The following is a 24780-nucleotide window of genomic DNA, read 5'->3' as shown; positions in this document are numbered from 1 at the left end:
CGCCTTCACGCCCCGAAGTTGCCGCCGGTTGCGTCTCAGGCCTGCTTGTCGCAGCAGCACGCGCCGATGGCGGGCGCGTCGGCCTGTTGCTCGTAGCGGTCGTGGTGGCGCACCCATTCCATCTTGTAGGGCACCTCGCGCTCGTCGCGGCCCTTGGGCATGAGGTCCATCATGTTGTAGGCGCCCATCATCACTTCCACGCCCCGGCCGTAGGTCGAGTAGGTGTGGAACACCTCGCCGGCTTCGTTCCTGTAGAACGCGCTGATGCCGGGCGCTTCGTCGTGCGGGAAGGGCAGCTTGCCGTAGTTGTAGTAGACCTCGCCCGTGGCCAGCTCCTCGGGCGTGAAGCTGACGTGGAAGTCCAGGTTGAAGCCGCTGCCGTGCGACGACACCCAGTCGAAGCGCCAGCCCATGCGTTCGCGGAACTGCATGATCTTCGCGAGCGGCGCGCGCGAGATGGCCACCAGCGTGATGTCGCGGTGCGCGAGGTGCACGTTCATGCCGTCGGTGTGGTCGGCCATGAAGGAGCAGCTCTGGCAGCCTTGCTCCCAGTCCGGCCCGAGCATGAAGTGCTGCACCAGCAGCTGGCTGCGGCCCTTGAAGAGATCGGCCAGCGTGCGCTTGCCCTCGGGCGTGTCGAAGACGTAGTTCTTCTGCACGCGCTCCCATGGCAGCGCGCGGCGCTCGCGGGCGATCTGGTCGCGCAGGTGCGTCAGCTCCTTTTCACGCGCAAGGAATGCCTTGCGCTCCGCGAGCCACTGCTCGCTGGAGACGACGCGATGCTTCGTCACTTCGGGTGCTTCGATGGTCGTGGTGTTCATGATGGCTCCTGAATCATTGGCTGGACTGGGGACGGCGCACCGCGCGGACCTTGCCGCTCCCGCCGCCGCCGGCATAGAAGAGACCGGCGCCGTCGGATTCGAGCCCGCTCACGCCCGCGCCGCGCGGCATTTCGAGCCGCTCCAGCACGGCGCCGGTCTGCGGGTCGATGCGGCGGATGTCGCTTTCCTCCGCCTCCCAGGTGCCGTGCCAGAGCTCGCCGTCGACCCAGGTCACGCCGGTGACGAAGCGGTTCGATTCGATGGTGCGCACAACTGCTCCGGTCTCGGGGTTGACCTGGTGGATCTTGCGGTCGCGGTACTGGCCCACCCACAGGCTGCCCTCGGCCCAGGTCAGGCCCGAGTCGTAGCCGTTGCCGGGTGAGGGTATCGACGCCAGCACCTTGCCGGTGGCCGGGTCGATCTTGTCGATGCGCGACTCGGCGATCTGGTAGAGGTGCTTGCCGTCGAAAGCGGTGCCGGCGTCGCAGGGGACGTCCAGCGTCTGGCTGGGTTCCCCGCTGGCGGGATCGAAAGCCACCAGCTTCGCGCCGGTGGCGGCCCAGACGCGGCTGCCGTCGTGGGTCACGCCGTGGACCTGGCCGGCTCCGCCGAACGGGCCGTATTCGCGCACGATCTCGGCGGCGCGTACCGTGGGATTGCTCTTGCCTGTCTTGCTGCTCATCGTTGGCTCCTTGTGTGAAGCGCCTCAAAACCGGCGCCTGGAGCCAACTCTATTCAATGGGCAGCGCAGCGGGGAGTAACAAGATCGTCGTGAATCCGGCCAGCGGCGGCGCGAGCCACTTCTGCGACCGCGCCTTGCCGATGGAACGCACCCGGCCCTGCGCCTCCAGCTCGACCAGTGCGCGCTGCACCGTGCGCTGGCTGGCCCCCAGCGCCAGAGCGAGGGCCGAGGTCGACCATGCGGCGCCATCGGAAAGCAGCGCCACCAGCGAGGCCTGTTCACCGTCGATGGGCGGCGCCAGCACTGCGACGCCGCGCTCGCCATGCGGCCTGAGCACGAAGCCGCGCGGCGTGGCCTCGATGCCCGCCATTGCGGCGACCAGTGCGCGCAGGCGGCCGATCTCCACGCGCAGGCGGGCGCGATGCGTCTCGTCGGGGTGGCGGGTGCGGAATGCGCTCTCGATCAGCGCTTCGCGATCGACGTCGCCCGGCCACGCCTCGGCCAGCGACCGTGCGAGCGAGAACAGCACCGGCCGCCGGGCCAGCGGCCGCCACGCATCGCCGGCGCCAAGGCCGCGGCGGCAGGCATCGACCACCAGCGTGTCCGAGGCGAGGAGGGCGGCGACTTCGGCCAGGCGCAAGGGCTGCTCGCGGGCCGCGTCGATCCGCCGTGCGGCCGGGCGCTCGAATGCGGCCTGCGCCTCGGCCACTTCGGCGAGCAGGGCGGGCACGCCTGCGCGAACCGCTGCCCCGTGCGCACGGGCCAGCGCGGCCTGTGCCGGTGCGATGCGCAGGGAGCGGAGCGACAGCTCCGCCGCCGCAAGCTCGGCCACCGCCGTCAGCGACGGCGGCAGGCCTCGCGTGTCGAGGTGCGCGAGCACGGCCCCGGCCTCTTCGAGCCGGCCGAGCAGCAGAAGGCGGCGCGCCGCGATCAGCCGGGCCTGCACCGCGTTGGTGTGATCCTCGTGCGCTTCCAGCGCGGCGGCGGCATGCGTCAGCGAGCGCGTCGAGCCGCCGAGGTCGCGCATGGCCAGCGCCACCTCGGCCTCGGCGACGATGCAGCGGGCGCGCGAAAGCTCCTCATGCGCGCCGAAGCCGCGGGCCGCACGCCGCAGCAGCTCGCGCGCACGCGGGTGCTCGCCGAGCTGCGCCATCGCGATGCCGCGCAGCGCCAGCGCCGGCGGGTCGTCGCGCAGGGCGACCCGCTTCAGGGCGCCGAGCGCATCGCCTGCGGCAAGGGCGCGGGCGGAGGCGGCGATGAGGGAGTCCATGGGGGCGGATTATCTCGATGGCCCCTTCGAGGGGATGCCAGCCGACCGCGCAGCGAGCGCCGCACGCGGTTTCGCAGGCGGGGGACTACGCTTCCTTCAGCTCCGGAAGCACCGAGGTCAGCGCGAAGTCGACGAGGTGCAGCCAGGTCGCTTCCAGGCCCATGATGTTGTGATGGTCCGAAGCCGGAACGGTCGTCACGCTCACGGGCGTGGGCCATGCCGCAATCAGCTTCTGCGATCGCTCGGGCAGCACCACGTCGTCGGTCTCGGCCAGCAGCACCTGCGTCTTGGCCGCGACTTCCTTGCAGTGCTCCAGCGAGTTGAACTGGTGGCGCAGCAGCAGCGACAGCGGCACCAGCGGAAAGCGCTTCTTCGCCACTTCCAGCATCGAGTCGTAGGGCGTCACCAGCTGCAGGCTCGCGAACTCCTGCCGCGCCACGAGCTGGATGGCCACGCCCGTGCCGAGGCTGCGGCCCACCACATGCAGCCGCGCGTGGGGAAAGGCCTTGCGCAGATGCCTGGCGAACTGGCAGGCGTCCTGGACGGACGCGATCTCGGAAGGGTGGCCCTGCGAGTCGGCCACGCCGCGATAGTTGACGGCCGCGAAGCCGAAGCCCTTGGGCAGCCAGTGCAGCGTCCGCGCGGTGGCGCGCACGTCCTCGCCCCGGCCGGCGAAGTAGATGAAGAGATCCTGCAGCGCCTCTTCGCCCTGCGGGTGGTAGACGTAGCCGCGAACCATGCCGCCCGGCACGGTGTGGGAGTAGGTCGAGAAATCGTCGGACAGCGGAACGACCGGCAGCTTGCGGGCGTTGAAGAGGATGTGTCCCTGGCGCGTGGCGAGCAGAGTCCAGTACGCGGCGATGCTGCCAATGGCGGCGGCCGATGCGGACAGGGCGATGCGGGCGGCTTTGGATGACGACAAATTGGGCTCCGGGGGAGAAAGGGCGGCGCCTAGTTTCGCCTCTTTCTCCGGCAGGAAGCCGACGCCGGCTTCTTTCCCCTAGCGGGATGCAATCAGTTGCAAGGAGTCGAGGCCGATGCCCGTGGGCGCGTCGGCATGGTGCCGATGATCCAGCCTGAACTTGCCGACGATGCGCGACAGGCTGCCGGCCTGCTCCTGCAGCGACTGGGCCGCGGCGGAGGCCTGCTCGACCAGTGCCGCGTTCTGCTGCGTCGTCTGGTCCATCTGCGTGACGGCCTGGTTGATCTGCTCGATGCCCGAGGTCTGCTCCTGGCTCGCGGCGCTGATCTCGCCCATGATGTCCGTCACCCGCTTCACGCTGCCGACGATCTCCTCCATGGTGCGGCCCGCGTCGGCCACCTGGCGGCTGCCTTCCTCGACCTTCTCGACCGAATCGCCGATCAGCGCCTTGATTTCCTTGGCCGCGGCGGCCGAGCGCTGCGCGAGGTTGCGCACTTCCGAGGCCACCACCGCGAAGCCGCGCCCCTGGTCGCCCGCGCGCGCGGCCTCGACGGCGGCGTTCAGCGCGAGGATGTTGGTCTGGAAGGCGATGCTGTCGATCACGCTGATGATGTCCACCACCTTGCGCGAGGAGGCATTGATCGAGCCCATCGTCTCCACCACCTGGAACACCACGCTCCCGCCGCGCGCTGCCACTTCCGAGGCGGAGGTGGCGAGCTGGTTGGCCTGGCGCGCGTTGTCGGCGTTCTGCTTCACGGTGGAGGTCAGCTCCTCCAGCGAGGCGGCAGTCTGCTCCAGCGAACTGGCCTGCTCCTCGGTGCGCGAGGACAGGTCCTGGTTGCCCACGGCGATCTGCGTGCTGGCGGTCGACACGCTGGCCACCACGCCATGCACCTGCGCGAGCGAGCCCTGCAGCGCGGTGCGCATCTGGTCGAGGGCGCGCAGCAGGTGGCCGGTCTCGTCGCCGGCGTAGGCGGCCTGGGGCTTGCCCGTCAGGTCCATCGCGGCGATGGCCTGAGCGATGGCCTCGGCGCCGCGCAGCGGCCGCGTGATGCTGCGCGCCAGCATCCAGGCCAGCAGCGTGCCCAGCACCAGGCTCACGGCTGAACACACGATGAGCAGGGTGCCGGTCTGCGCGCGCAGACCGTTGGCGCGCACGGCGGCGGCGTCGAGCTCCTCGCGCTGCATGTCCACCACCTGCTGCACGCCGGCGATGTAGCTGACGGAGGTGGGCTGGAACTGCGCGTCGAACACGCGGGTGGCGCCCTGGAGGTCGCCGGCGAGCTTGAGCTTGCTCACTTCCTCGCGCGCGGCCAGGTAGGCCTTGCGCAGGCCGGCGATTTTCTCGAGCAGGGCGCGCTCGTCGGGCTTGGTCAGCTTCTCCTCGACGAACTTCTGCAGTTCATTGGTGCTCTTGATCGACGCCGCCGAGGCCGGGGCGAAATAGTCCACCAGGCTGGTGTCGTTGCTCTTGGCGATGGCCGCGGCGCGCTGCACGCCGGCGGTGGTGTAGCGCAGCCAGTCGGAACCGGCGCGCTCGATCTTCAGGTTGTCCTCGATCATGGCGTCGATCTCGCGGCTGAGCTGCTGCAGCTTCCACACCGCGGCGGCGCTGGTGGCGACGAAGAGCGCCAGGATGATGCCCAGCACGATGGCCAGGCGCTTGCCGATTGAGACGTTGCTCAGGAACATGATCGAACTCCGGAAACCACAAATGAGGGGAAGGAGGGCGGCCTTCGGCCACCTTCCACCTTTGGTTATCGGTCGATCAAATGAAAACTTTAGAAAACTCCGTGCGGAGTTTTCAGGGGAGCCAGCCCCCGCGGCTCAGATGTTCAGCGGCGGGAACGACTTCACCAGGTCGTCCAGCGCCTTGATCTGCGTGAGGAAGGGCTCCAGCTTGTCCAGCGGCAGGGCGCTCGGGCCGTCGCACTTGGCCTGGGCCGGGTCGGGGTGGGCTTCGAGGAACAGGCCCGCCAGGCCGACCGCCATGCCGGCGCGCGCCAGGTCGGCCACCTGCTCGCGGCGGCCGCCCGATGCGGCGGCGCCGGCCTCGCGCTGCTGCAGCGCGTGGGTCACGTCGAAGATGATGGGCAGGTTCTGCGACACCTTCTTCATCACGCCGAAGCCCAGCATGTCGACCACCAGGTTGTCGTAGCCGAAGCAGGTGCCGCGGTCGCAGAGGATCAGCTTGTCGTTGCCGGCTTCCTTGAACTTCTCGACGATGTTGAGCATCTGCGAGGGGCTCAGGAACTGGGGCTTCTTGATGTTGATGACCCGGCCCGTCCTGGCCAGCGCCACCACCAGGTCGGTCTGGCGCGCCAGGAAGGCCGGCAGCTGCAGCACGTCGACCACTTCGGCCACCGGGGCGGCCTGGGCGATCTCGTGCACGTCGGTGAGCACCGGAACGCCGAAGCCGTCCTTCACGGCCTGCAGGATCTTCAGGCCCTCGTCGAGGCCGGGGCCGCGGTAGGAGTGGATGGAGGAACGGTTGGCCTTGTCGAAGCTGCCCTTGAACACATAGGGAATGCCCAGCTTCTGCGTGACGCGCACGTATTCCTCGGCGCTGCGCATGGCGAGGTCCTTCGACTCGAGGACGTTGACGCCGCCGAAGAGGACGAAGGGCGTGTCGTTGCTGGTGGCGACTTTGGGGGTGATGGTGACGGTGGACAAGGTTTTCTCCTGACGGTGCTTCGTTCGATGCAGGGGCCTATTGTCGTTGCGCCGGCCGGGCCGGTGTTCAGCCCCCCGGCGTCACCGTCAGGTAGAAGGGTGTCAGCGTGCCGGCCACCGGCCGAAGCAGCTTGAGCAGCAGCGGCTTTCCGTAGCCTTCGCCCGCCAGCCGCTTGAGCAGGTCGGACAGCTGGGCCAGCGGCACGCCGTCGCAGCCGATGAGAATGTCGCCGCTGCGCAGCCCGTCGCGCGCGGCGGCCGAGCCGGTCGCTACCTCGACCACCCGCACGCCGGTGGCTGCCGGCCATTCGTTCTCGCGCACCCAGCGCCGGGGCAGCGCCACCGCCGCGCACTGCACGCCGAGCTTGCCGCGCCGCACGGTGCCATGGCGCATCAGCTCGCCGGCCACCCAGCGGGCGGTGTCGATGGCCACCGCGAAGCTCAGGCCCTGCGCCGAAGGAATCACGGCCGTGTTCACGCCGATGACCCGCGCCGCGCTGTCCAGCAGCGGGCCGCCCGAATTGCCGGGGTTGAGCGCCACGTCGGTCTGGATCACGTCCTCGATCATCCGGCCGCCGCGCGAGGGCAGGCTGCGGCCCAGCGCGCTCACGATGCCGGCGGTCACGGTGAAGTCGAAGCCCAGCGGGTTGCCGACCGCCACCGCAAGCTGGCCAGGCTGCAGCGCGGCCGAGCTGCCCAGCGGCAGGAAGGCGCTGGGGTGCGACTCGATGCGCAGCACGGCGATGTCTGTGGAGGCGTCGATCCCGACCAGCCGCGCCACGCTCTCGGTGCCGTCGGCGAAGGCTGCGCGCAGTTCGTTCGCGCCCTCGACCACGTGGGCGTTGGTGATCGTGAAGCCGTCTGGCGTGAAGAGAAAGCCCGAGCCGCTGCCGTGGGCGACGGCATTGCCGCGCTGGGCCGGCTTTCGGACCTTGATGTGGGCGACCGCCGCGCTGGCGGTATGGGCCACCTGCGTGACGGTGGCCGAATAGGAGTCAAGAATGAATTCGTCGCGCGCGCCCATGGAGTACCTCTTCTTTCAGTCGGCGGAACCTGAAGGAATTGGCGCCGTGCGCCCCGGTTTTCAACCCGGCGCACCGGGGTTCGCGAAGATCGCTCAGGGCGCCTTCGGCCGCGACGATGGCTCCCAAGAGTCCGGCGTGGTCGCCACCAGCGACTTGAAGTCCTTCCAGGGCCGTGCGCCCGGGATGGTGCGCCCGCCGACGATCAGCCCCTTGGCGAACACCACCATGCGCTCGCGCAGGTAGGCGCGGTCCGATGCGGGCCAGGTCTCGATGGAGTGCGGCCCGCGCGCGAGCACGATCTCCTTCAGGCCGCGGATGCGGTTGTAGGCCGCCACCGTGCCTTCCAGCGTCTCGGCGCGGTCCCACAGGCCCTTGCCGAAGAAGGCGGCGGGCCAGCGGTCCATGCCCGCGAGCGTGGACGAGTTGGGATAGAACACGATGTGGTGCTCCGCCGCCATGCCGCCCAGGAACAGGTTACGGTCCGCCAGGTCGGGCGAATCGCCCACGTAGCCCGCGCCGCTGGCGAACGACGACAGCAATATCGCCCCGCGTATGTTGCGCAGCCCCTTGGGCGGCGTGCAATTGGGCTGGGGCATGTCGAAGCTGCACTGCGCGACGTAGTTCTTCGTCATGGCCCAGGCGGTGGACATCGAGCCGCGCGAATAGCCGCCGAGCACCAGCGGGATCTCGCTGGCCGGCATGCCCGCCAGCAGCCGGCCCCGCGTGGCTTCGCCTTCCAGCAGCTCGCCCTTGGGCGTGAGGATGCGCAGGCCGCGTCCGGTCTCCAGCGCCGTGAGCGCGCGGAACACGTCCTCGCCTTGCTCCAGCGTGTTGGTGTCGCTGAAGCCGCCCGACAGCCCCTCGCCGCGCCGGTCGTAGGCCAGCACGTCGAAGCCGGCCTGATTGAGCGCGTACAGGTTCTCGCGCCACCAGCGCTGGCCCATGGTCTCGGTGGTCGCGTTGGGAAAGCTCACCGGCACGGTCTTGCCGGTCTTCGGGTCGATGCGGTACGAAACCTCGTCGGGATGCTGGATGGCCGTGAGCTGCCCGCCGCCGCCCGGCGCCATGACGACCAGCGCGCGCGTCTTCCTGCCCTTGGCGTCGGCCACGCCCGCGCCCTCGATGTACCAGCCGCGCAGCTTGATGTCGCCGGTCATCTTCAGGTCGATGCGCTCGAAGGTGTCGCGCGGCGCGGTGAACTCCACCACGTAGGTGCGCGCGTCGGCCTCGGCGATGCCTTCGCGGTACGGCGCCCTGGCGAAGAAGGCGGGCCGGCGGATCTGCTTCAGGTCGACGGTGCCGTCCGGGTCGATGCGTCCGGACGGGTCGACCACGCCGGTCGAGCGCGTGGCGCGCTCCTTGTTGGGCGGCAGCCAGCGCTGCATCTGCGCGTCGATGCGCTTGAAGCAGGCCGGGTCTTCCTTGCAGGCGCGCCAGCGGGCCTTGAGCTTGTCGTCGGTGAATTCGCTGATGTAGTAGTTGCCGCCCGCGTAGTCGGCCGGCGGATGGTTGGCCGTCATGAGCACCGGCACGCAGACCTTGGGGCCCTTCGCGTCTTTCGGGTTCTTCGGCAGCAGGTAGCCGCCCATCATCGCGTTGCGGTCGGTGCCGACCCAGGCGGTGCAGTCGGTGGGCGGCGCCGACGTCACCTCGGCCTGCCGCCGGGCCTGGCTGGGTCCGCCGCACGCCCCCAGCTGGAGTGAGAGCGCGGCAGCRGCGAGGCAGGACGCGGCGCTGCGCAGGCGAAGCCGCGCAGGGCGCGTGAGGGTTGCGGTCGTCGGATCTGGCCTTGCGGCGGAGAGAAAAGAGAGCATGCAGCAGAGCGCGAATCGGAAGGCCCCGATCTTCGCTGCATCGCAAGGCGCGAAAAGCGAAGCCATGGCCTTTTCAGGGTGAAAGCGTGCGCCTCGATTCATGTAGGACATTTCCTGCGCGCGCGTGCGCGGCTTTCTCCGCTTCATGGCCGCGCAACGCGCGCTCAATCATTGCTGGTCCGCACGGTCATTCGCGGCAAGGAGACAAAAGATGGTGATGAATTTCGAAGGCATCTACTGCTTCGATACCGCGAGCGTGCGCTTCGCCTTCTATCCCGAAGGCCCCAGCGGCCCCCGCGTGCTCGCGCAGATTTCCGAGGAAACCCTGCGCGACGAGTTCGGCGTGCGCGAGATGGGAGAGCACTTGCTCCACGCGTGCCGGGAGCACTTTCACGTCATAGAACTTGCGGCCGTCGCACGCTACAGGGCTGCCCCGACCGGCGCGATCACTCTCACCATCAGGGATTTCGGGCTGCACGCCTGAGGCCGCCCGGCGCCGCGGGCGCGTGAGCGGTCGTGTCGGCGCACGGGCAAATCTCCGACAAGGCGAGGAGGCCAGGGCCGTATCCGGCGCATCAGGCGCCCGCGCAGATTGGCATCAGGCCGGACGGAAACAGAACGCAAGAGGCACTGCATCCGCCCCCGCAATTCAGGAGGCGCCCGAAGCTTGCGGTGCGCGGTGCCGGATCTCGCTTTGGAGGGCGCGCTGACCCGACGAAAGCGCCAGCTCGTAGCTCTCCGCAGGCTCGAAGGCCTGGCGCAGCACCCGCGGATGCGTGCCCTGATCGTCGGTTTCGAGCAGCTGCCAGACATAGGCACCCGGCAGCGGCTCCTCGATGGTGAGTTCGATGGGATGTGTCATGGCGCCACCATGGCGCTGCGCGGGCGTTCTGTCTGTAGGCCTGGAACGACGGTGGAGCTGCGCATTGCAGCCCACTTCCGGAAAACAAGGACTCAAGGAAAGGGCTCATGCCATGGAAACCACACCGCCAGCCTTCGAGGAACGCCTCATCACCTTCAGCTACCGCGGCCGGCTGTTCCTCTGCCGCGCCGAGCGACTCGACGACCAGACCTACAGACCCGTCGTGATCTGCCGTGCGCCTTCGGTGGGGGAGGACGATGTCCAGCTGCCCGCCGACACCGACAACGTCTCCTACGGCACCGAGGCCGAGGCGCTGCGCCATGCGGAGCAGCAGGCAATGCGGTGGGTGCACGACAGGACGGAAGGCGCCCAGGGGCAGGCGTGAGCCGACAGCGCGAGCGCCCTTGGCCGCCCGGCCGCCTTGCGCATGCGCTCACCCTGCCTTGCGGAAGGTGAGGTTGATGCGGACTGCACCCAGCAGCGGGTGCGGCTCGTCCTTCAGCGGCAGCACGCCGTGGTAGCGCAGCCGGTCTTCCCCGCCCCAGACCACAACGTCGCCGTGCGCCAGCGGGATGCGCGCCGCCTTGTCGCCGCGCGCATGGCCGCCGAACAGGAACACGGCAGGCATGCCCAGTGATACCGACACGATGGGCGCGCCGTAGTCGCGCTCGTCCTTGTCCTGGTGCAGCGAAAGGCGCGCGCCGGGTGCGTAGCGGTTGACCAGGCAGGCGTCGGGCGCGAAGCCGTCGAAGCCGGCCGCGGATGCCGCCTCGCGCGCCAGCCGGGCGAGGGGCTCGGGCATGGCGGGCCAGGGCTTGCCGCTGTCGGGATCGGTTGCGCTGTAGCGGTATCCGCGCCGGTCGCTGGTCCAGCCCAGCGCCCCGCAATTGGTCAGGGCCACCGACATGGTGAAACCGCCCGGCGTGACGAGGTGGCGGAAAGGCGAGGCCGCTTCCACCGCACGGATCGCGGACAGCAACTCCTCGACGAAGGGCAGAGCGAAACCGGGCAGCACGAAGGCTCCGGGCCCCAGTGCTTCGCGCGCTTCACGGGGCGGGTCGTCGAACAGGGCGAAGGTGGCTGTCGCCGGTCCGCGAGTCTGCGCGGTATTCCCGGGTTTCTTCGTCGTCGTGTTCATGCTTGTCGATCTTTGCCGAAAAGGCGGGGAGTGCGCCATGGTCTTCGCCGGCAGCGGTCTGGTCCGGCCGGCGAATGTGCCCGCGCCTCCCATGTTCACGCGATGCCGGATGGCGGCTCAGCCATTACCCTCGGCTCCCCCTCTAGCCTTGAGTAGTGCTTAGGGTTTAAATTCCAGAAAACACGTATCAACTGGGTTAAGGTCAATCCATCATGGACGGCGCTCGACTCGCTCTCAGCGTTCCAGAAGGCTGGACGGGTTGGCTCGAACTCATGCGTACGCCCAGCGGTACTTATGCGGGCATCGCCGAGCTGAGCTTCAGCGGCGTTCCTCGCTGCGCGCTCGTCATCACCCAGCAGTTGTCGTGGGACTCGGCGGTCGAACGGGCCACGCTGCGGGCCGACCACTTCGTCAGGCAATGGGGCCCGGCGCGAAGCGCCTGAGCGGGCTTCCTCGAATCCGCTGCGGCGGTGCAGCACATGGGGCGGGCCCGTGGTAGAAACCGCGAGCCTTTTTCGGGCCGCCACGTCCCGATCCACGCTCCCACTCACGCGCCGCCATCCATGCCCAACTCCCACCGCCGGACCGCCGGCCAACCGCATGTCCGATGGCTGGCCTGGCTGCTGCTCGGCATCGCGGCGCTGTTCATGGCGGGCTGCGCCGGCCTGCCGTCGGAGGTGCGGCGCAAGCCTTCGACCGCCATTGCCGACGGCGCGGACACCAGCCTTGGCCGCCTTGTGGAGGCCTCGGCGCCGCCGGGCGAGCCGCTCAGCGGATTCCGCCTGCTGCCGATGCCGCAGTTCTCGCTGCATGCGCGCATCGAACTCGCGCGCCGCGCGCAACGCTCCATCGACGTGCAGTACTACCTCGTTCAGAACGACGAGACCGGCCGCTACCTGCTGCGCGCCCTGCGCGACGCGGCCGACCGCGGGGTGCGTGTGCGGCTGCTGGTGGACGACCTCTACACGGCGGGCGCCGATCCGCTCTTTTCAAGCTTCGCCTCGCACCCGAACGTGGAGGTGCGCCTCTTCAACCCGTTCCCGGCCGGGCGGGAGCATTTCGGCACGCGCTGGGCCTGGTCGATCCTGGACTTCGATCGCGTGCACCGCCGCATGCACAACAAGCTCTATGTGGTGGACAACACCATCGGCGTGATGGGCGGGCGCAACATGGCCAACGAGTACTTCCTGCGCGATGGAGGCTCGAACTTCATCGACATCGACACGCTGGTGGCCGGCGAGGTGGTGCCCAGGCTTTCTTCGCTGTTCGACATGTACTGGAACAGCCCGTACGTCTACCCCGTCGAGTCGCTGGTGCCGCCCGACGGCCAGACGCCGCAGCAGCTGCGCGAGCGCTTCGACCGCCTCACTTCCGGTCCCGAGCAGTTGCACCCCGAGGAGCCCGGTTCCACCGACCTGCTGGGCAACAACCCGCTGGCCAAGGACCTTGCCGCCGGTGAGCTGAAGCTGGTCTGGGCGCGCGCCGAGGCCTATGCCGACCCGCCCGCCAAGGCGCTGGGCCGGACCGACGAGGCGCGCGGACTGCCGGCCGACGAGTCGAAGGACAGCGTGCTCTACAACGTGCGGCGCTACCTGCGCGGCGCCGAGAACGAGATCATGCAGACCACGCCCTACCTGATCCCGGGGCGCGGCGGCATGGAGACCATCCGCCTCGTGCGTGGCAACGGGGTGAGCTACACCATCGTCACCAACTCGCTGGCGGCCACCGACGAATCGCTGGTGCACATTGGCTACCGCCGCTATCGCGCCCAGATGCTGCGCCTGGGCGTGGAGCTGTACGAGCTGAGCCCCAAGCGGGTGGAACAGACGAAGCGATTCGGCATGTACGGCTCGGCCAGCGGCCGGCTGCACGGCAAGTCGGCCGTGATCGACCGCAGGATCGTCTTCATCGGCTCGATGAACTTCGATCCGCGCTCGATGCTGCACAACACCGAGGTCGGCATCTTCATCTTCAGCCCCCAGATCGCCCAGCAGCTCACCAGCCTGATCGGCTTCATGCGGCTGGACGGCGCCTACCAGCTCCAGCTGGGGCCGAAGGGCGCCATCGAGTGGGTCAGCCCGGCCTCGGGCGACGCGGCCGACACCATCCTGCACCAGGAGCCCGAAACGGACTTCTGGTCGCGCTGGAAGCTGGAACTGCTGGCGCCGCTGGTACCCGAGAGCCTGCTTTAGGCGAGTGCAGGCCGCATCCTCAAAACAGAGGATGGTCGACAGAAGGGGCCTCCAGAAGAATCGCACCGCTCGTGTTACGAGTTGATTCTTTTGTTTGCCCTTCACCTGACAAGACCATCCATGAAAACAAACTTCGCGACCCCCGCGGCCTCCGGCCAGTCCTTCTTCAAGACGACGCGCTGCGCATGCGCAGTGGCGCTGCTGATCTCGCTCGGTGCCTGTGGTGGCGGCGGGGGAGGCGGAGGCGGCGGCTTCGCCGGCTTTCCGGCTGCAGTGAGCGGAGGCGGTAGCAGCAACCCGCCGGCCAGCGACCCGCCGGCAAACTCGGCGCCGGTTACGTTTTCGGGCACGGCGGCCTCCGGTTTGCCGCTGGTGGGTACCGTCACCGTCAAGGATGCCAAGGGCGCGAGCAAGACCGTGCCGCTGGTCGACGGCAAGTACACCATCGACGTGAGCGGCATGACCGCGCCCTTCGTCTTCCGGGCCGAAGGCACGGTGGCCGGCGAGCGCACGGTGATCCACTCGGCCGCCACCGCGGCCGACGTCAACGGCAACATCAACATCACGCCGCTGACCGACCTCGTGGTTTCCAACATCGCTGGACGGCTGGCCTCGCAGTACTTCGACGGCGGCGAGTTCGCCTCGCTCTCGGCCGATGAGCTCAMGGCCGAGTCGGACGCGCTGAAGGCCAAGCTGCTGCCGATGCTGCAGGCGATGGGCGTGGACGCCAGCATCGACCTGCTGCGCACGGCCTTCACGCCGCTTTCGAGCGCGCTCGACAAGGCGCTCGACGTGCTGCGCGTGAGCGTGGACCCGGCCACCAACATGGCGACCATCACCAACATCGTCACCCAGCAGCAGATCGCCGACGACCTGGCGGTGAAGGCGGCGGCCGAGCCAGCCGCCACGCCGATGAGCGGCTCCGGCATGGACACCGCGGCCGACGACATCGTGGCGATCCGCAAGGTGTTCTCCGACTTCGTCGGCAAGTTCGCCACCGGCCTGCCCGCGCCCTCGCAACTGCTGCCGCTGATGACCGACGGCAGCAACCCCGCGACCGGCACCTACGGCTTCAGGTTCTCCGACCTCAGCGCCTCGCAGTTCGCGAACGAGACGGCGACCGATACCAGCCTGATCGGCGCGAGCTTCACCGACGTTGCGATCCAGCGCATCAACTACACCATCGACGCGAACAACACGAGCCCGCGCGCCTTCGTCGAATTCACGCACAAGGACAAGAACGGCGTCGCGTTCAGCAATACGCAGGGCATGCAGGTCGTCAAGGGCACCGACGGCGTGTGGCGCCTGCGCGGCGACGGGCGCGTGCTGGAGATCAATCCGCACATGCACGCCACCAAGGAGAAGGCGTTGGGATGCGTGAGCAGCTCGCTGCAGTTCGAGATCATGGATACGAACACCGGCAACAGCGGCAACGTCGCCTCCGTGGTCGTCACCGGCCCGGGGCTGCCCCCAGGTGGTCTGCGTCACTTGCGTCCGTCGGGCGGCGGCGCATGGCCGATCGATGGCAGCTCTGACTTCAACTACTACTACCTGACGACGAACTGCGGCGGCCGGCAGAACGCGGGCCTGAGCGACAGCACGATCGCGGCACTCCCCGCCACGCCCGAGTACACCTTCACCGCGTACGAGAGCGACGGCACGACGGTGGCCAAGTTCAACGGCTTCGACATCGTCTACAGGCACCGCTTCCACGGGCGCCCGCTGACGCTGGCCGAAGCCGCTGCAGTCGGCTACCCGGACTACACGACCACGCCGGCCCTGGCCTCCTACGTGGGCGGCGGCGACTTCTCGGTCAGCGCCACCGGCCTGAACCCCGCCTTCGCGGCGCAGTTCTTCCTGAGCCTGATCGCGGGCCCCTCGGCCGGCGCGGAAGACCGTGCCGACGTCGCGCCGTCGGCCGCGGGCACGGCATCGAAGAGCTTCAACCTGCCGGCGCAGGGCTCGGTGTCCTTCCGCAACATGTTCGTCAGCACCTACGACAGCAACTGGCGCGAGATCGTGCTGCGCGACACCAAGGCCACCGTGGTTGAGTGAGGCGAGGAGAGGGCACCGGCTTGCGTGGGTGCCCGCAAGAACGAGAAAGCCCCCGGAAGGGGGCTTTCTTCATGGCGCTGCGGCGTCTACTGCATCAGCCGGCCGCTGAGATACGGCTCGGGATCGACCGGGTTTCCGTTCTTGCGGATCTCGAAGCGCAGCTTCACGCGGTCGGCGTTGCTGCGGCCCATCTCGGCAATCTTGTCGCCCTGGCGGACCACGGCGTTCTCTTTCACGAAGATGGTCTGCAGGTGCGCGTAGGCGGTCAGGAAGGTCTCGTTGTGCTTGATGATGACCATGTTGCCGTAGGCCGGCAGTTCGCTGCCCACGTACACCACGCGGCCATCGGCGGCGGCGACGATCGGGTCGCCGAGATTGCCGCCGATGTCGATGCCCTTGACGCGGTCGCCGTCGAAGCGGGCGATGGTCGGGCCGTTCGCGGGGCGGATGAACAGCGCGGCCGGGCGCTGCGGCACCGGTGGCTTGACCGCCGGTGGCGTCGTCGGCCAGGGGGTGTTGAGATCGACCGTGGTACAGGCGGCAAGGCCCGTGGCGAGCAGCGCTGCGGCGCCGAAACGTAAAACAAAAGTCTGAAAATGCATGGGCTCTGTTCGAACGGGTTCGTTGCGGAGGGTTCCTGCAAACCGGCACGCCGGGCGCGCCACGCGGGGGATGCTAGCAAACCGCCGCGCCGCCGCACCACGAAAGAGCAACCGGCTGTGAGGAGGGAATTGCGGGGCCGCGGGCTACTTGAGCGGGATCGGCGTGCCGCGATCGACGGGCACCGCCGTCACGCTGTTCTTGGGCGAGCCGTCGATCAGCAGGTCGGAGTAGGTGAGGTAGACCAGCGTGTTGCGCTTGGGGTCGACCATGCGCACCACGCGCAGCCGCTTGAACAGCACCGACAGCCGCTCGCTGTAGACCTCCTCGCGCCTGGGCAGCGGCTGCGTGATGCTCACGGGGCCGACCTGGCGGCAGGCGATGGAGGCCTCGGCCTTGTCCTCGGCCACGCCGAAGGCGCCCGCCAAGCCGCCGGTCTTGGCGCGCGAGACATAGCAGGTCACGCCGTTGACCTTGGGATCGTCGTAGGCCTCGATCACGATCTTGTGGTCGGGGCCGATGAGCTTGAAGGCGGTGTCGACGTCGCCCACGGCTTCCGCCCTGGCGGCTGTTGCCGTCAGTACGAAGCCGAGGCCGGCACTGCACAGGAGTGTGGCGCGCAGGGTCTTGTTCATGGATTTCGTCAAACGATGCTGAGTTCGTGCACGCGGTCGAAGCTGCCGCGCCTGCGGTCCGCGAAGTAGTGCTCGAGCGTCTCGCGCACCGTGCGGAAGGCGATCTCGTCCCAGGGAATCTCTGCCTCGGTGAAGAGCCGCGCCTCGATGGTCTCGTGGCCCGGGTCGAACTTGTCGTCGAGCAGCCGTGCGCGGTAGAACAGGTGCACCTGGCCCACGCGCACCACGCTGATCACCGAGAACAGGCCTTCGAGCTCGAAGTTCGCACCGGCCTCCTCGTCGGTTTCGCGGGCCGCGCCCTGGGCCGTGGTTTCCTCGAGTTCCATGAAGCCGGCCGGCAGCGTCCACTTGCCCCAGCGCGGCTCGATGTTGCGCTTGCACAGCAGCACCTTGTCGCCCAGGACCGGGATGGTGCCGACCACGTTCAGCGGGTTCTCGTAGTGGATGGTGTGGCAGGCCGGGCAGACGGCGCGCTGCTTGGTGTCGCCGTCGTCCGGCACGCGGTAGACCACCGCGGTGCCACAGTTCTTGCAATGCTTGATGGGTACGCGCAGAAGCATGAATGAATCCGGCCGCCGTCTTCAGACGATCCTGACGGTCAGCGCCGGCAGGCCCGCGACTTCGCCCACCAGCGTGTCGCCGGCCACCACGGCCGCCACGCCCTCGGGCGTGCCGGTGTAGATCAGGTCGCCGGGCTGCAGCTCCCAGGCCGCCGACAGGTGCTCGATGGTCTCGGCCACGTTCCAGATCAGCTTGCTCACGTTGCTGCGCTGGCGGTCGGCGCCGTTCACCTGCAGCGAGATCTCGGCCTTCTCGGCGTCGCCGGCCTGCGCCACGGGAACGATCGGGCCGATGGGCGCGCTCTGCTCGAAGCCCTTGCCGATGTCCCAGGGACGGCCCTGCTTCTTCATGTCGTTCTGCAGGTCGCGGCGGGTCATGTCGAGGCCGACCGCGTAGCCGTAGATGTGCTTGTGCGCGTCGGCTGCCGCAATGTTCTTGCCGCCGGTGCCGATGGCGACCACGAGTTCGATCTCGTGGTGCAGGTTCCTGGTGAGCGAGGGGTAGGCCATGGTGCCGGTCTCGCCTGCGTCGACCACCACCAGCGCATCGGCGGGCTTCATGAAGAAGAAGGGCGGCTCGCGGCCGGTGAAGCCCATTTCCTTGGCGTGATCTTCGTAGTTGCGGCCCACGCAGTAGATGCGGTGCACCGGAAAGCGGGCTGACTGACCGGCCACCGGCACCGAAACGGCGGCGGGCGGGGCGAAGACGAACTCGGAAGCCATTGCGACGTGTCCTTTTTTCAGGGAAGCCAAGCGGGAAACCGGCAGTGTGCCAGAGGCGGGAGGCTCACAATAGACGGCCCGCGCGGCGTATTCCCTTCCCATTTCCCTCGTTTTCCACCATGCCCATCCGAATCGGCAAGGCCGGCAAGGCCAATGCTCTCAACGAACTCGGCCGCCAGCGCGACGATGAGGGCGACCAGGACGGCGCGCTCGAAGCCTACGCGCAAGCCGGCGCCATCCTGCCGAACTGGTCGGCCCCCTGGTACAACATCGGCCTCATCCACAAGTACCGCGGCGACTGGGCCGCCTCGCTGCAGGCCAACGCCCGCGCCGTGCAGTGCGACCCGCGCAACGAGGGCGCGATATGGAACCTCGGTATCGCCGCCACCGCGATGGGCGACTGGGCCGCGGCACGCAGCGCCTGGCGGCGGTACGGCATCGAGGTGCCGGACGGCGACGGGCCGGTCGACTTCTTCATCGGGCTCACGCCCATCCGCGTGCATGGGAACGAGGGCACCGAGGTGGTGTGGGCCGACCGCATCGACCCGGCGCGCGCCATCCTGCGCAACGTGCCCACGCCGGACTGTGGCCACCGCTATGGCGACCTCGTGCTGCACGACGGCGCGGCCAACGGCTACCGCCTGCGGGGCGAGCGCGAAGTGCCGGTGTTCGACGCCCTCGAGTTGATCGCGCCTTCGGAGTATTCGACCTACGAAGTCACCGTCGAGGACGCGACGAAGGAGGACATCGACGCGCTGGTCAAGCGCTTCGAGGCCGCCGACGCCAGCGCCGAGAACTGGACCACCAGCATGCAGATGCTCTGCCGCGCCTGCTCCGAGGGCCGGCCCTATGGCGAGGGCCAGCACAACCATGGCGACGGCGAGCCGCCCGGCACGCTGGGGCCGTGGCGCATCGGCATCGCGGCCCGGGAAGAAGAGGGTGCGCGCCGCATCCTCGGCGAGTGGCGCGACGCCGTCGCCGCCAGCTCGCCGAAGGCGGCGTTGCAGGACTTCCGCTGCGTGCTGGCCGGCATGCCCCGCTCCTGATACCCGCCCCGACACTCCGCTCCAGAGGGAGCGCTATCCTTGCGACACCATGAAGCTGCACAACTATTTCCGCTCCTCCGCCTCGTTCCGCGTCCGCATCGCCCTCAACCTCAAGGGCCTCGACTTCGACTACGTTCCAGTGCACATCGCACGCGGCGACCACCGCACCGGCCCCTTCGCCGCCATCTCCGCCGACCGGCTGGTGCCGCTGCTCGAAGACGGCGGCGAGCGCTTCTCGCAATCGATGGCCATCATCGAGTACCTCGACGAAGTGCATCCCGAGCCCGCGCTGCTGCCGCGCGACCCCGTGGGCCGTGCCCATGTGCGCGCACTGGCGCAGTCGATCGCCTGCGAGATCCACCCGCTCAACAACCTGCGCGTGCTCAAGTACCTGGTGAAGGACCTGAAGCTCGACGAGGATGCCAAGAACGCCTGGTACCGCCACTGGGTGCGCGACGGCCTGCAGGCCTTCGAGCGCCAACTCGCGCAGTACCCCGCCGGCATCTACTGCTGGGGCAACACGCCCACCATGGCCGACTGCTGCCTGGTGCCGCAGATCTTCAACGGCCGCCGCTTCGACTGCGACTTCAGCGGCCTGCCGCGCACCATGGCCGCCTTCGAGGCCTGCATGGAGCTCGACGCCTTCCAGCGCGCGGAGCCCTCGCAGGCACCCGACGCGGAAGCCTGAAGCCGATGGATGCTCGCTGGCTCGTGCCCGAGTGGCCCGCGCCGCCCAGCGTGCGGGCCGTGTGCACCACGCGCGAGGGCGGCGTCTCGCTGGGGCGCTACGAGAGCCTGAACCTCGGCGACCACGTGGGCGACGAGCCCGCGCATGTGGCGGACAACCGCAACCGTTTGCGCGCTTCGATCGGAGCGCGCCCGGTCTTTCTCCAGCAGGTGCATGGCACAGGCGTGGTCGAACTCGATGCCGCGCAGAGCATCGTGCGCGACGGTACTGCCGCCGACGCCTGTACCGCCACCGTGACCGGGTTGGCCTGCACGATCATGGTGGCCGATTGCCTGCCGGTACTCTTCACCGACGAGGTTGGCCATCGCGTGGCCGCCGCACATGCTGGCTGGCGGGGGCTTGCAGGCGGAGTGCTTGAGCAGACTGCGAGGGCATTCGATGGCGCTTCGGGAGTCATCGCCTGGCTGGGCCCTTGTATCGGTCCCAAAGCCTTCGAAGTGGGGCCGGAGGTCAAGGCCGCCTTCGAGGCGCACGCGCCCGAGGCGGCGTCCTGCTTCCGGCCTGCGCCCGCGCCCGGCAAATGGCTGGCGGACCTGCCCGGACTGGCGCGCCAGCGGCTGCGCGCGGCGGGCGTGGAATCGATCCACGGCAACGACGGCAGCGACCCCTGGTGCACCGTCGGCAACCCGTCACGGTTCTTTTCGCACCGGCGCGACGGCATCAGCGGCCGCTTCGCCGCCCTGGTCTGGAAGGCCTGAGCTTGTCGTCGCGGCCGGCTGCCTTGCTTGTTCGGCTGCCGCACGCCGCGCCGCTTCCTGCGCCTCGAGTTCGCGCTGCCTGATGGCACGTCGCCGCGCGGGAGTGCCCATCAGGTAAACCACCAGTGCGACCGGCGCCAAACCGTACAAAAGAAATGTGAAGATGGCGCCCAGCACGGTGCCGGTGGTGTTGGTGGCTTCGGCCACGGCCATCATCAAGGCGACATACAACCAACCGATGACGATCAGATGGACAAACACGAGAGGTTTCAGTTGGTAAGTGAAGGGGGCGGCGTTGTGAGGGCCCTTTGAATGCAGCATACTCAAATCACGCAAGCCATCCGTACCGTTTCAGGCGAGGACCAGGAGACATGATGAAGCAACAAGCCACGGGGGCCGATGCGTTCGCGCCTTTCCAGCAGGCTCTTTCACAAGGATGGACCCAGGCGCTGGAATCTTTCCGGCAGTCCACCGCGCAGGCCGGCTCCGCCTTCGACATCGGCGGCACGCCGCTGTGGCAGTTGCCGAAGATGCCGCAAATGCCCCAGATGCCCGAACTGCCCCGGTTTTCCATCGACCCCGAGAAGCTCCAGTCCATCCAGCAGCAGTACCTTGCCGAGGCCACCGAGCTCTGGCGCCAGGGCTTCGGTGCCAAGCCCGAGGGCGACAAGCGATTCGCGGGCGAAGCCTGGACCCACAGCCCGCTGTCGGCCTTCTCGGCGGCTGTCTACCTGCTCAACGGCCGCACCATGCTGAGCATGGCCGAGGCCATCGAAGCCGACGAAAAGACCAAGGCGCGCCTGCGCTTCGCGGTCGAGCAGTGGATGGCCGCCTCGGCGCCCAGCAACTCGCTGGCCTTCAATGCCGAGGCGCAGAAGAAGGCCATCGACACCCAGGGCGAGAGCATCGCCAAGGGCATCCGCAACCTGCTGAACGACGTCAAGCAGGGCCACCTCAGCATGACCGACGAGAGCGCCTTCGAAGTGGGGCGCAACGTGGCCACCACCGAGGGCGCCGTGGTGTTCGAGAACGAGTTCTTCCAGCTGCTCGAATACAAGCCCCTCACGCCCAAGGTGTACGAGCGTCCCTTCCTGCTGGTGCCGCCTTGCATCAACAAGTTCTACATCCTCGACCTGCAGCCCGAGAACTCGCTCATTCGCTACGCGAACGAGCAGGGCCACCGCGTGTTCGTGGTGAGCTGGCGCAACCCCGACGAGTCGATGGACAAGGCCACCTGGGACGACTACATCGAGAACGCCGCCATCAAGGCGATCCACGCGGTGCAGGAGATCAGCGGGAGCAAGCAGATCAACGCGCTGGGCTTCTGCGTGGGCGGCACCATCCTGAGCACCGCGCTGGCCGTGCTCGCGGCGCGCGGCGAGAAGCCGGCCGCCTCGGTCACGCTGCTCACCACCTTCCTCGACTTCAGCGACACCGGCATCCTCGACATCTTCGTGGACGAGCAGATGGTGCAGTACCGCGAGATGCAGCTGGGCAACGGCGGCCTGCTGCCCGGCGGCGACCTGGCCTCGACCTTCAGCTTCCTGCGGCCCAACGACCTGGTGTGGAACTACGTCGTCGGCAACTACCTCAAGGGCGAAACCCCGCCGCCCTTCGACCTGCTGTACTGGAACAGCGACGCCACCAACCTGCCGGGGCCGTTCTACGCCTGGTACCTGCGCAACACGTACCACGAGAACAAGCTGGCCAAGCCCAACGCGCTCACCGTGTGCGGCGAGAAGATCGACCTGGGCAGCATCGACATCCCGGCCTACATCTACGGCTCGCGCGAGGACCACATCGTGCCCATCGGCGGCGCTTATGCCTCCACGCAGCTGCTGCCCGGCAAGAAGCGCTTCGTGATGGGCGCCTCGGGCCACATCGCCGGCGTGATCAACCCGCCCGCCAAGAAAAAGCGCAGCCACTGGATCCGCGAGGACGGCAAGTTCCCGAAGACCCAGGCCGAATGGCTGGCCGGCGCGCAGGAGCACCCGGGCAGCTGGTGGACCGACTGGGCACAATGGCTCAAGGGGCACGCGGGCAAACAGGTCCCCGCTCCCAAGGCGTACGGCAACGGCAAGGCCTACAAGGCCATCGAGCCGGCGCCCGGACGCTACGTCAAGGCCAAAGCCTGAAAAACATGGCACACCCCCAGGCTTGCCCGCTGCGTGTGGCCGCCAACCCCCTGCAGGGGGCAACACCAGCGGCCCGGCAAAGCCGGTTCCGCGGTGTTCCTGGCGTGAAGCCGTGGTTTGGTGCAAGTTGCGCCTGCAGTTTTGTTACGCAGATTCTTTAATCACTTCAACGGAGAACCTCATGGAAGACATCGTCATCGTTTCGGCAGCACGCACGGCGGTCGGCAAGTTCGGCGGCTCGCTCGCCGGTATCCCGGCCACGGAGCTGGGTGCGATCGTGATCAAGGAAGTGATTGCGCGGGCCAACCTCACGGCGGAGCAGGTCGGCGAGGCCATCATGGGCCAGGTGCTGGCGGCAGGCGCGGGCCAGAATCCCGCGCGCCAGGCGTGGCTGAAGAGCGGCGGCGCCAAGGAAACGCCGGCGCTCACCATCAACGCCGTGTGCGGCTCGGGCCTGAAGGCAGTGATGCTGGCGGCGCAGGCAGTTGCCACGGGCGACAGCGAGATCGTCATCGCCGGCGGCCAGGAAAACATGAGCGCCGCGCCGCACGTGCTGCCCAACTCGCGCAACGGTCAGCGCATGGGCGACTGGAAGCTGGTCGACACCATGATCGTCGACGGCCTGTGGGACGTCTACAACCAGTACCACATGGGCATTACCGCCGAGAACGTGGCCAAGAAGTACGGCATCGACCGCTCCGCGCAGGATGAGCTCGCGCTGGGCAGCCAGACCAAGGCCGCCGCCGCGCAGGACGCCGGCAAGTTCAAGGACGAGATCGTCGGCGTGAGCATTCCGCAGAAGAAGGGCGACCCCGTTGTCTTCGACACCGACGAGTTCATCAACCGCAAGACCAGCGCCGAAGGCCTGGCCGGCCTGCGCCCCGCCTTCGACAAGGCCGGCGGCGTGACCGCGGGCAACGCCTCGGGCCTGAACGACGGCGCCGCCGCCGTGATGGTGATGACGGCCAAGAAGGCCGCGGCCCTCGGCCTGAAGCCGCTGGGCCGCATCGCCAGCTACGCCACCGCCGGCCTCGACCCCGCCATCATGGGCATGGGCCCCGTGCCCGCCTCGACCAAGGCGCTGCAGCGCGCCGGCTGGAAGGCGGCCGATCTCGACCTGCTCGAGATCAACGAAGCCTTCGCCGCGCAGGCCTGCGCCGTGAACAAGGAAATGGGCTGGGACATCAACAAGGTGAACGTCAACGGCGGCGCCATCGCCATTGGCCACCCCATCGGAGCCTCGGGCTGCCGCATCCTGGTGACGCTGCTGCACGAAATGCAGCGCCGCAACGCCAAGAAGGGCATCGCCTCGCTGTGCATCGGCGGGGGTATGGGCGTGGCGCTGACCATCGAACGCTGAGAAGGCGCGAATAAACCTGCCGCGCACCCCGGTCTCGCACCTGCGGTTCTCACCGTACCTGGGTACGGCTCCGGTCCTCGGTGCGACCTCGGGGCGCTCGCAACGGTGTCTTCACACCTTCTCGGCCAGCGAGCCTCAAGGCCCGTTGCTCAGCGCGCCATCGCCATCGACGGCCGCTGCGCCATGGCCGCGCGCCAGCGCAGCAACTCGGGGTGCTGCTCCCCCGGCTTGACCCGTACTACGCGGGCGAAATCCACCGCCACCACGGCGGTGATGTCGGCAATGCTGAAGCGGTCGGTGGCGATGAAATCGCGGCCGGCGAGCCGTGCGTTCAGCGTGTCGAAGAAATTCTGGATACGTGCCAGCCCGCGCTGGGCCAGTTCGGGAATCTGCGCGTAGTTCACCGGGCCGGGCAGCGCGCGGTCGGCCATGGCGGGTGAGCTGTTGCGCAGCGTCTCGGCGATGGCGAGCAGGCCTTCGAACTCGATGCGCCAGTTCCAGCTCGCGATCTCGGCTTTTTCGCGGGGCGTGGTGCCCATCAGCGCGGGCTGCGGATAGCGCGCCTCCAGCCATGCGGCGATGGCCGCGTTGTCGGTCAGCAGGAGGCCGTCTTCGTCATCGGTGCGCAGCGCCGGCACGGTGCACTGCGGATTGATCGCGCGGTAGGCCTCGCCCATCTGCTCACCACGGACAAGATCGACCTGCACGGTCTCGTGCGCAATGCCCTTCTCGGCAAGCAGGATGCGCGCGCGTCGCGGGCTGGGGGCGGTGGCGCAGTCGTAGAGAATGATCATCGTCGGTTCAACTCCAGGAACTCATCG

At 68.4% G+C, this 24780-nt stretch carries 26 protein-coding genes; 10 read left to right on the top strand and 16 right to left on the bottom strand.

The genetic code is table 11. The features are described from left to right. Positions 1-35: 35 nt before the first annotated feature. From QMO14_RS12025 to QMO14_RS11990, 8 genes are all read right to left on the bottom strand, one after another. On the bottom strand, positions 36-821 hold the full coding sequence (locus QMO14_RS12025) for a thioredoxin family protein (RefSeq protein WP_301507444.1): 786 nt from the start codon (positions 819-821) through the stop codon (positions 36-38). A 13-nt stretch (positions 822-834) separates the two neighbouring features. After that, on the bottom strand, positions 835-1503 hold the full coding sequence (locus tag QMO14_RS12020) for a hypothetical protein (RefSeq protein ID WP_301507443.1): 669 nt from the start codon (positions 1501-1503) through the stop codon (positions 835-837). A 49-nt stretch (positions 1504-1552) separates the two neighbouring features. After that, positions 1553-2773, bottom strand: coding sequence for a helix-turn-helix domain-containing protein (locus tag QMO14_RS12015; RefSeq protein ID WP_301507442.1), 1221 nt, complete (start codon positions 2771-2773; stop codon positions 1553-1555). A gap of 85 nt (positions 2774-2858) precedes the next feature. Beyond that, a complete protein-coding gene (locus QMO14_RS12010) occupies positions 2859-3695 on the bottom strand; it encodes an alpha/beta hydrolase (RefSeq protein ID WP_301507441.1) in 837 nt (278 codons plus the stop codon). 78 nt (positions 3696-3773) lie between these two features. Continuing rightward, positions 3774-5387, bottom strand: coding sequence for a methyl-accepting chemotaxis protein (locus tag QMO14_RS12005; protein ID WP_301507440.1), 1614 nt, complete (start codon positions 5385-5387; stop codon positions 3774-3776). 135 nt (positions 5388-5522) lie between these two features. Continuing rightward, positions 5523-6368: a 3-deoxy-8-phosphooctulonate synthase gene (gene kdsA / locus QMO14_RS12000; RefSeq protein ID WP_301507439.1), complete on the bottom strand. Its 846-nt coding sequence runs from the start codon at positions 6366-6368 to the stop codon at positions 5523-5525. A gap of 67 nt (positions 6369-6435) precedes the next feature. After that, positions 6436-7392: a S1C family serine protease gene (locus QMO14_RS11995; RefSeq protein ID WP_301507438.1), complete on the bottom strand. Its 957-nt coding sequence runs from the start codon at positions 7390-7392 to the stop codon at positions 6436-6438. Positions 7393-7485: 93 nt separating this feature from the next. Beyond that, complete coding sequence (locus QMO14_RS11990) at positions 7486-9042, bottom strand: hypothetical protein (RefSeq protein WP_301507437.1); 1557 nt, start codon at positions 9040-9042, stop codon at positions 7486-7488. Positions 9043-9418: 376 nt separating this feature from the next. On the opposite strand from QMO14_RS11990, the gene QMO14_RS11985 reads away from it, so the two are divergent. After that, entirely contained in the window at positions 9419-9691 is a 273-nt protein-coding gene (locus QMO14_RS11985; protein WP_301507436.1) for a hypothetical protein, read from the top strand. A 165-nt stretch (positions 9692-9856) separates the two neighbouring features. Here the strand turns inward: QMO14_RS11985 and QMO14_RS11980 are convergent, their stop codons facing one another. After that, positions 9857-10069, bottom strand: coding sequence for a hypothetical protein (locus tag QMO14_RS11980; RefSeq protein ID WP_301507435.1), 213 nt, complete (start codon positions 10067-10069; stop codon positions 9857-9859). A 112-nt stretch (positions 10070-10181) separates the two neighbouring features. On the opposite strand from QMO14_RS11980, the gene QMO14_RS11975 reads away from it, so the two are divergent. Continuing rightward, positions 10182-10454 carry a hypothetical protein gene (locus tag QMO14_RS11975; protein ID WP_301507434.1) on the top strand — a complete coding sequence of 91 codons (273 nt, stop codon included), beginning with the start codon at positions 10182-10184 and terminating at the stop codon, positions 10452-10454. A 48-nt stretch (positions 10455-10502) separates the two neighbouring features. On the opposite strand, the gene alkB is transcribed toward QMO14_RS11975, so the two are convergent. Next, a complete protein-coding gene (gene alkB / locus QMO14_RS11970; protein WP_301507433.1) occupies positions 10503-11207 on the bottom strand; it encodes a DNA oxidative demethylase AlkB in 705 nt (234 codons plus the stop codon). Positions 11208-11419: 212 nt separating this feature from the next. Between alkB and QMO14_RS11965 the strand changes: the two genes are divergently transcribed. The 3 genes from QMO14_RS11965 to QMO14_RS11955 all read left to right on the top strand — a co-directional run bounded on the left by QMO14_RS11965 (position 11420) and on the right by QMO14_RS11955 (position 15454). Further along, positions 11420-11650, top strand: a complete 231-nt coding sequence (locus QMO14_RS11965; RefSeq protein ID WP_301507432.1) for a hypothetical protein — start codon at positions 11420-11422, stop codon at positions 11648-11650. Between the two features lie 120 nt (positions 11651-11770). Continuing rightward, the gene (locus tag QMO14_RS11960) at positions 11771-13399 is read left to right on the top strand and encodes a phospholipase D family protein (protein WP_301507431.1); all 1629 of its coding nucleotides are present in this window, start codon (positions 11771-11773) and stop codon (positions 13397-13399) included. 120 nt (positions 13400-13519) lie between these two features. Next, positions 13520-15454 carry a hypothetical protein gene (locus tag QMO14_RS11955; protein WP_301507430.1) on the top strand — a complete coding sequence of 645 codons (1935 nt, stop codon included), beginning with the start codon at positions 13520-13522 and terminating at the stop codon, positions 15452-15454. A gap of 86 nt (positions 15455-15540) precedes the next feature. On the opposite strand, the gene QMO14_RS11950 is transcribed toward QMO14_RS11955, so the two are convergent. The 4 genes from QMO14_RS11950 to QMO14_RS11935 all read right to left on the bottom strand — a co-directional run bounded on the left by QMO14_RS11950 (position 15541) and on the right by QMO14_RS11935 (position 17972). Next, a complete protein-coding gene (locus QMO14_RS11950) occupies positions 15541-16056 on the bottom strand; it encodes a murein hydrolase activator EnvC (RefSeq protein WP_301507429.1) in 516 nt (171 codons plus the stop codon). 144 nt (positions 16057-16200) lie between these two features. Then, a complete protein-coding gene (locus QMO14_RS11945; protein ID WP_301507428.1) occupies positions 16201-16689 on the bottom strand; it encodes a CreA family protein in 489 nt (162 codons plus the stop codon). Between the two features lie 8 nt (positions 16690-16697). Beyond that, a complete protein-coding gene (locus QMO14_RS11940) occupies positions 16698-17249 on the bottom strand; it encodes an NUDIX hydrolase (RefSeq protein WP_301507427.1) in 552 nt (183 codons plus the stop codon). Positions 17250-17270: 21 nt separating this feature from the next. Continuing rightward, positions 17271-17972 carry a fumarylacetoacetate hydrolase family protein gene (locus tag QMO14_RS11935; protein ID WP_301507426.1) on the bottom strand — a complete coding sequence of 234 codons (702 nt, stop codon included), beginning with the start codon at positions 17970-17972 and terminating at the stop codon, positions 17271-17273. A gap of 119 nt (positions 17973-18091) precedes the next feature. On the opposite strand from QMO14_RS11935, the gene QMO14_RS11930 reads away from it, so the two are divergent. Genes QMO14_RS11930 through pgeF form a run of 3 tightly spaced genes read left to right on the top strand, consistent with a single transcriptional unit; the run spans position 18092 to position 20464 of the window. Then, positions 18092-19018 carry a tetratricopeptide repeat protein gene (locus QMO14_RS11930; protein ID WP_301507425.1) on the top strand — a complete coding sequence of 309 codons (927 nt, stop codon included), beginning with the start codon at positions 18092-18094 and terminating at the stop codon, positions 19016-19018. A 49-nt stretch (positions 19019-19067) separates the two neighbouring features. Beyond that, the gene (gene maiA, locus QMO14_RS11925) at positions 19068-19706 is read left to right on the top strand and encodes a maleylacetoacetate isomerase (protein ID WP_301507424.1); all 639 of its coding nucleotides are present in this window, start codon (positions 19068-19070) and stop codon (positions 19704-19706) included. Positions 19707-19711: 5 nt separating this feature from the next. Beyond that, positions 19712-20464: a peptidoglycan editing factor PgeF gene (gene pgeF, locus QMO14_RS11920; RefSeq protein WP_301507423.1), complete on the top strand. Its 753-nt coding sequence runs from the start codon at positions 19712-19714 to the stop codon at positions 20462-20464. Here pgeF and QMO14_RS11915 read toward each other — a convergent pair. Beyond that, positions 20396-20785, bottom strand: a complete 390-nt coding sequence (locus tag QMO14_RS11915; RefSeq protein WP_301507422.1) for a hypothetical protein — start codon at positions 20783-20785, stop codon at positions 20396-20398. The genes pgeF and QMO14_RS11915 overlap by 69 nt on opposite strands. A gap of 53 nt (positions 20786-20838) precedes the next feature. Between QMO14_RS11915 and phaC the strand changes: the two genes are divergently transcribed. Both phaC and QMO14_RS11905 read left to right on the top strand, forming a co-directional pair. Beyond that, positions 20839-22599 (top strand): class I poly(R)-hydroxyalkanoic acid synthase, encoded by a 1761-nt coding sequence (gene phaC / locus QMO14_RS11910; RefSeq protein ID WP_301507421.1) that lies wholly within the window; start codon positions 20839-20841, stop codon positions 22597-22599. A 181-nt stretch (positions 22600-22780) separates the two neighbouring features. Continuing rightward, on the top strand, positions 22781-23959 hold the full coding sequence (locus QMO14_RS11905) for an acetyl-CoA C-acetyltransferase (protein WP_301507420.1): 1179 nt from the start codon (positions 22781-22783) through the stop codon (positions 23957-23959). Positions 23960-24108: 149 nt separating this feature from the next. Here the strand turns inward: QMO14_RS11905 and QMO14_RS11900 are convergent, their stop codons facing one another. Then, a complete protein-coding gene (locus QMO14_RS11900; protein ID WP_301507419.1) occupies positions 24109-24753 on the bottom strand; it encodes a glutathione S-transferase family protein in 645 nt (214 codons plus the stop codon). Positions 24754-24780: the final 27 nt, after the last annotated feature.

Source organism: Variovorax sp. CAN15, assembly GCF_030462475.1.
Taxonomy (GTDB): Bacteria; Pseudomonadota; Gammaproteobacteria; order Burkholderiales; family Burkholderiaceae_C; genus Variovorax.
The sequence above is the reverse complement of the archived record's forward strand: the minus strand, read 5'-3'. Positions and strand labels throughout refer to the sequence as shown.

Coding starts and splice junctions, on each gene's coding strand:
- QMO14_RS11915 (WP_301507422.1), bottom strand. CDS start 20,785: ATGCTGCATTCAAAGGGCCCTCACAACGCCGCCCCCTTCACTTACCAA.
- QMO14_RS11900 (WP_301507419.1), bottom strand. CDS start 24,753: ATGATCATTCTCTACGACTGCGCCACCGCCCCCAGCCCGCGACGCGCG.
- maiA (WP_301507424.1), top strand. CDS start 19,068: ATGAAGCTGCACAACTATTTCCGCTCCTCCGCCTCGTTCCGCGTCCGC.
- QMO14_RS11935 (WP_301507426.1), bottom strand. CDS start 17,972: ATGGCTTCCGAGTTCGTCTTCGCCCCGCCCGCCGCCGTTTCGGTGCCG.
- QMO14_RS11960 (WP_301507431.1), top strand. CDS start 11,771: ATGCCCAACTCCCACCGCCGGACCGCCGGCCAACCGCATGTCCGATGG.
- QMO14_RS12005 (WP_301507440.1), bottom strand. CDS start 5,387: ATGTTCCTGAGCAACGTCTCAATCGGCAAGCGCCTGGCCATCGTGCTG.
- phaC (WP_301507421.1), top strand. CDS start 20,839: ATGAAGCAACAAGCCACGGGGGCCGATGCGTTCGCGCCTTTCCAGCAG.
- QMO14_RS11945 (WP_301507428.1), bottom strand. CDS start 16,689: ATGAACAAGACCCTGCGCGCCACACTCCTGTGCAGTGCCGGCCTCGGC.
- QMO14_RS11950 (WP_301507429.1), bottom strand. CDS start 16,056: ATGCATTTTCAGACTTTTGTTTTACGTTTCGGCGCCGCAGCGCTGCTC.
- QMO14_RS11940 (WP_301507427.1), bottom strand. CDS start 17,249: ATGCTTCTGCGCGTACCCATCAAGCATTGCAAGAACTGTGGCACCGCG.
- QMO14_RS12015 (WP_301507442.1), bottom strand. CDS start 2,773: ATGGACTCCCTCATCGCCGCCTCCGCCCGCGCCCTTGCCGCAGGCGAT.
- QMO14_RS11980 (WP_301507435.1), bottom strand. CDS start 10,069: ATGACACATCCCATCGAACTCACCATCGAGGAGCCGCTGCCGGGTGCC.
- QMO14_RS11985 (WP_301507436.1), top strand. CDS start 9,419: ATGGTGATGAATTTCGAAGGCATCTACTGCTTCGATACCGCGAGCGTG.
- QMO14_RS11995 (WP_301507438.1), bottom strand. CDS start 7,392: ATGGGCGCGCGCGACGAATTCATTCTTGACTCCTATTCGGCCACCGTC.
- QMO14_RS11965 (WP_301507432.1), top strand. CDS start 11,420: ATGGACGGCGCTCGACTCGCTCTCAGCGTTCCAGAAGGCTGGACGGGT.
- QMO14_RS12025 (WP_301507444.1), bottom strand. CDS start 821: ATGAACACCACGACCATCGAAGCACCCGAAGTGACGAAGCATCGCGTC.
- pgeF (WP_301507423.1), top strand. CDS start 19,712: ATGGATGCTCGCTGGCTCGTGCCCGAGTGGCCCGCGCCGCCCAGCGTG.
- QMO14_RS11905 (WP_301507420.1), top strand. CDS start 22,781: ATGGAAGACATCGTCATCGTTTCGGCAGCACGCACGGCGGTCGGCAAG.
- QMO14_RS12020 (WP_301507443.1), bottom strand. CDS start 1,503: ATGAGCAGCAAGACAGGCAAGAGCAATCCCACGGTACGCGCCGCCGAG.
- alkB (WP_301507433.1), bottom strand. CDS start 11,207: ATGAACACGACGACGAAGAAACCCGGGAATACCGCGCAGACTCGCGGA.
- QMO14_RS11975 (WP_301507434.1), top strand. CDS start 10,182: ATGGAAACCACACCGCCAGCCTTCGAGGAACGCCTCATCACCTTCAGC.
- QMO14_RS11930 (WP_301507425.1), top strand. CDS start 18,092: ATGCCCATCCGAATCGGCAAGGCCGGCAAGGCCAATGCTCTCAACGAA.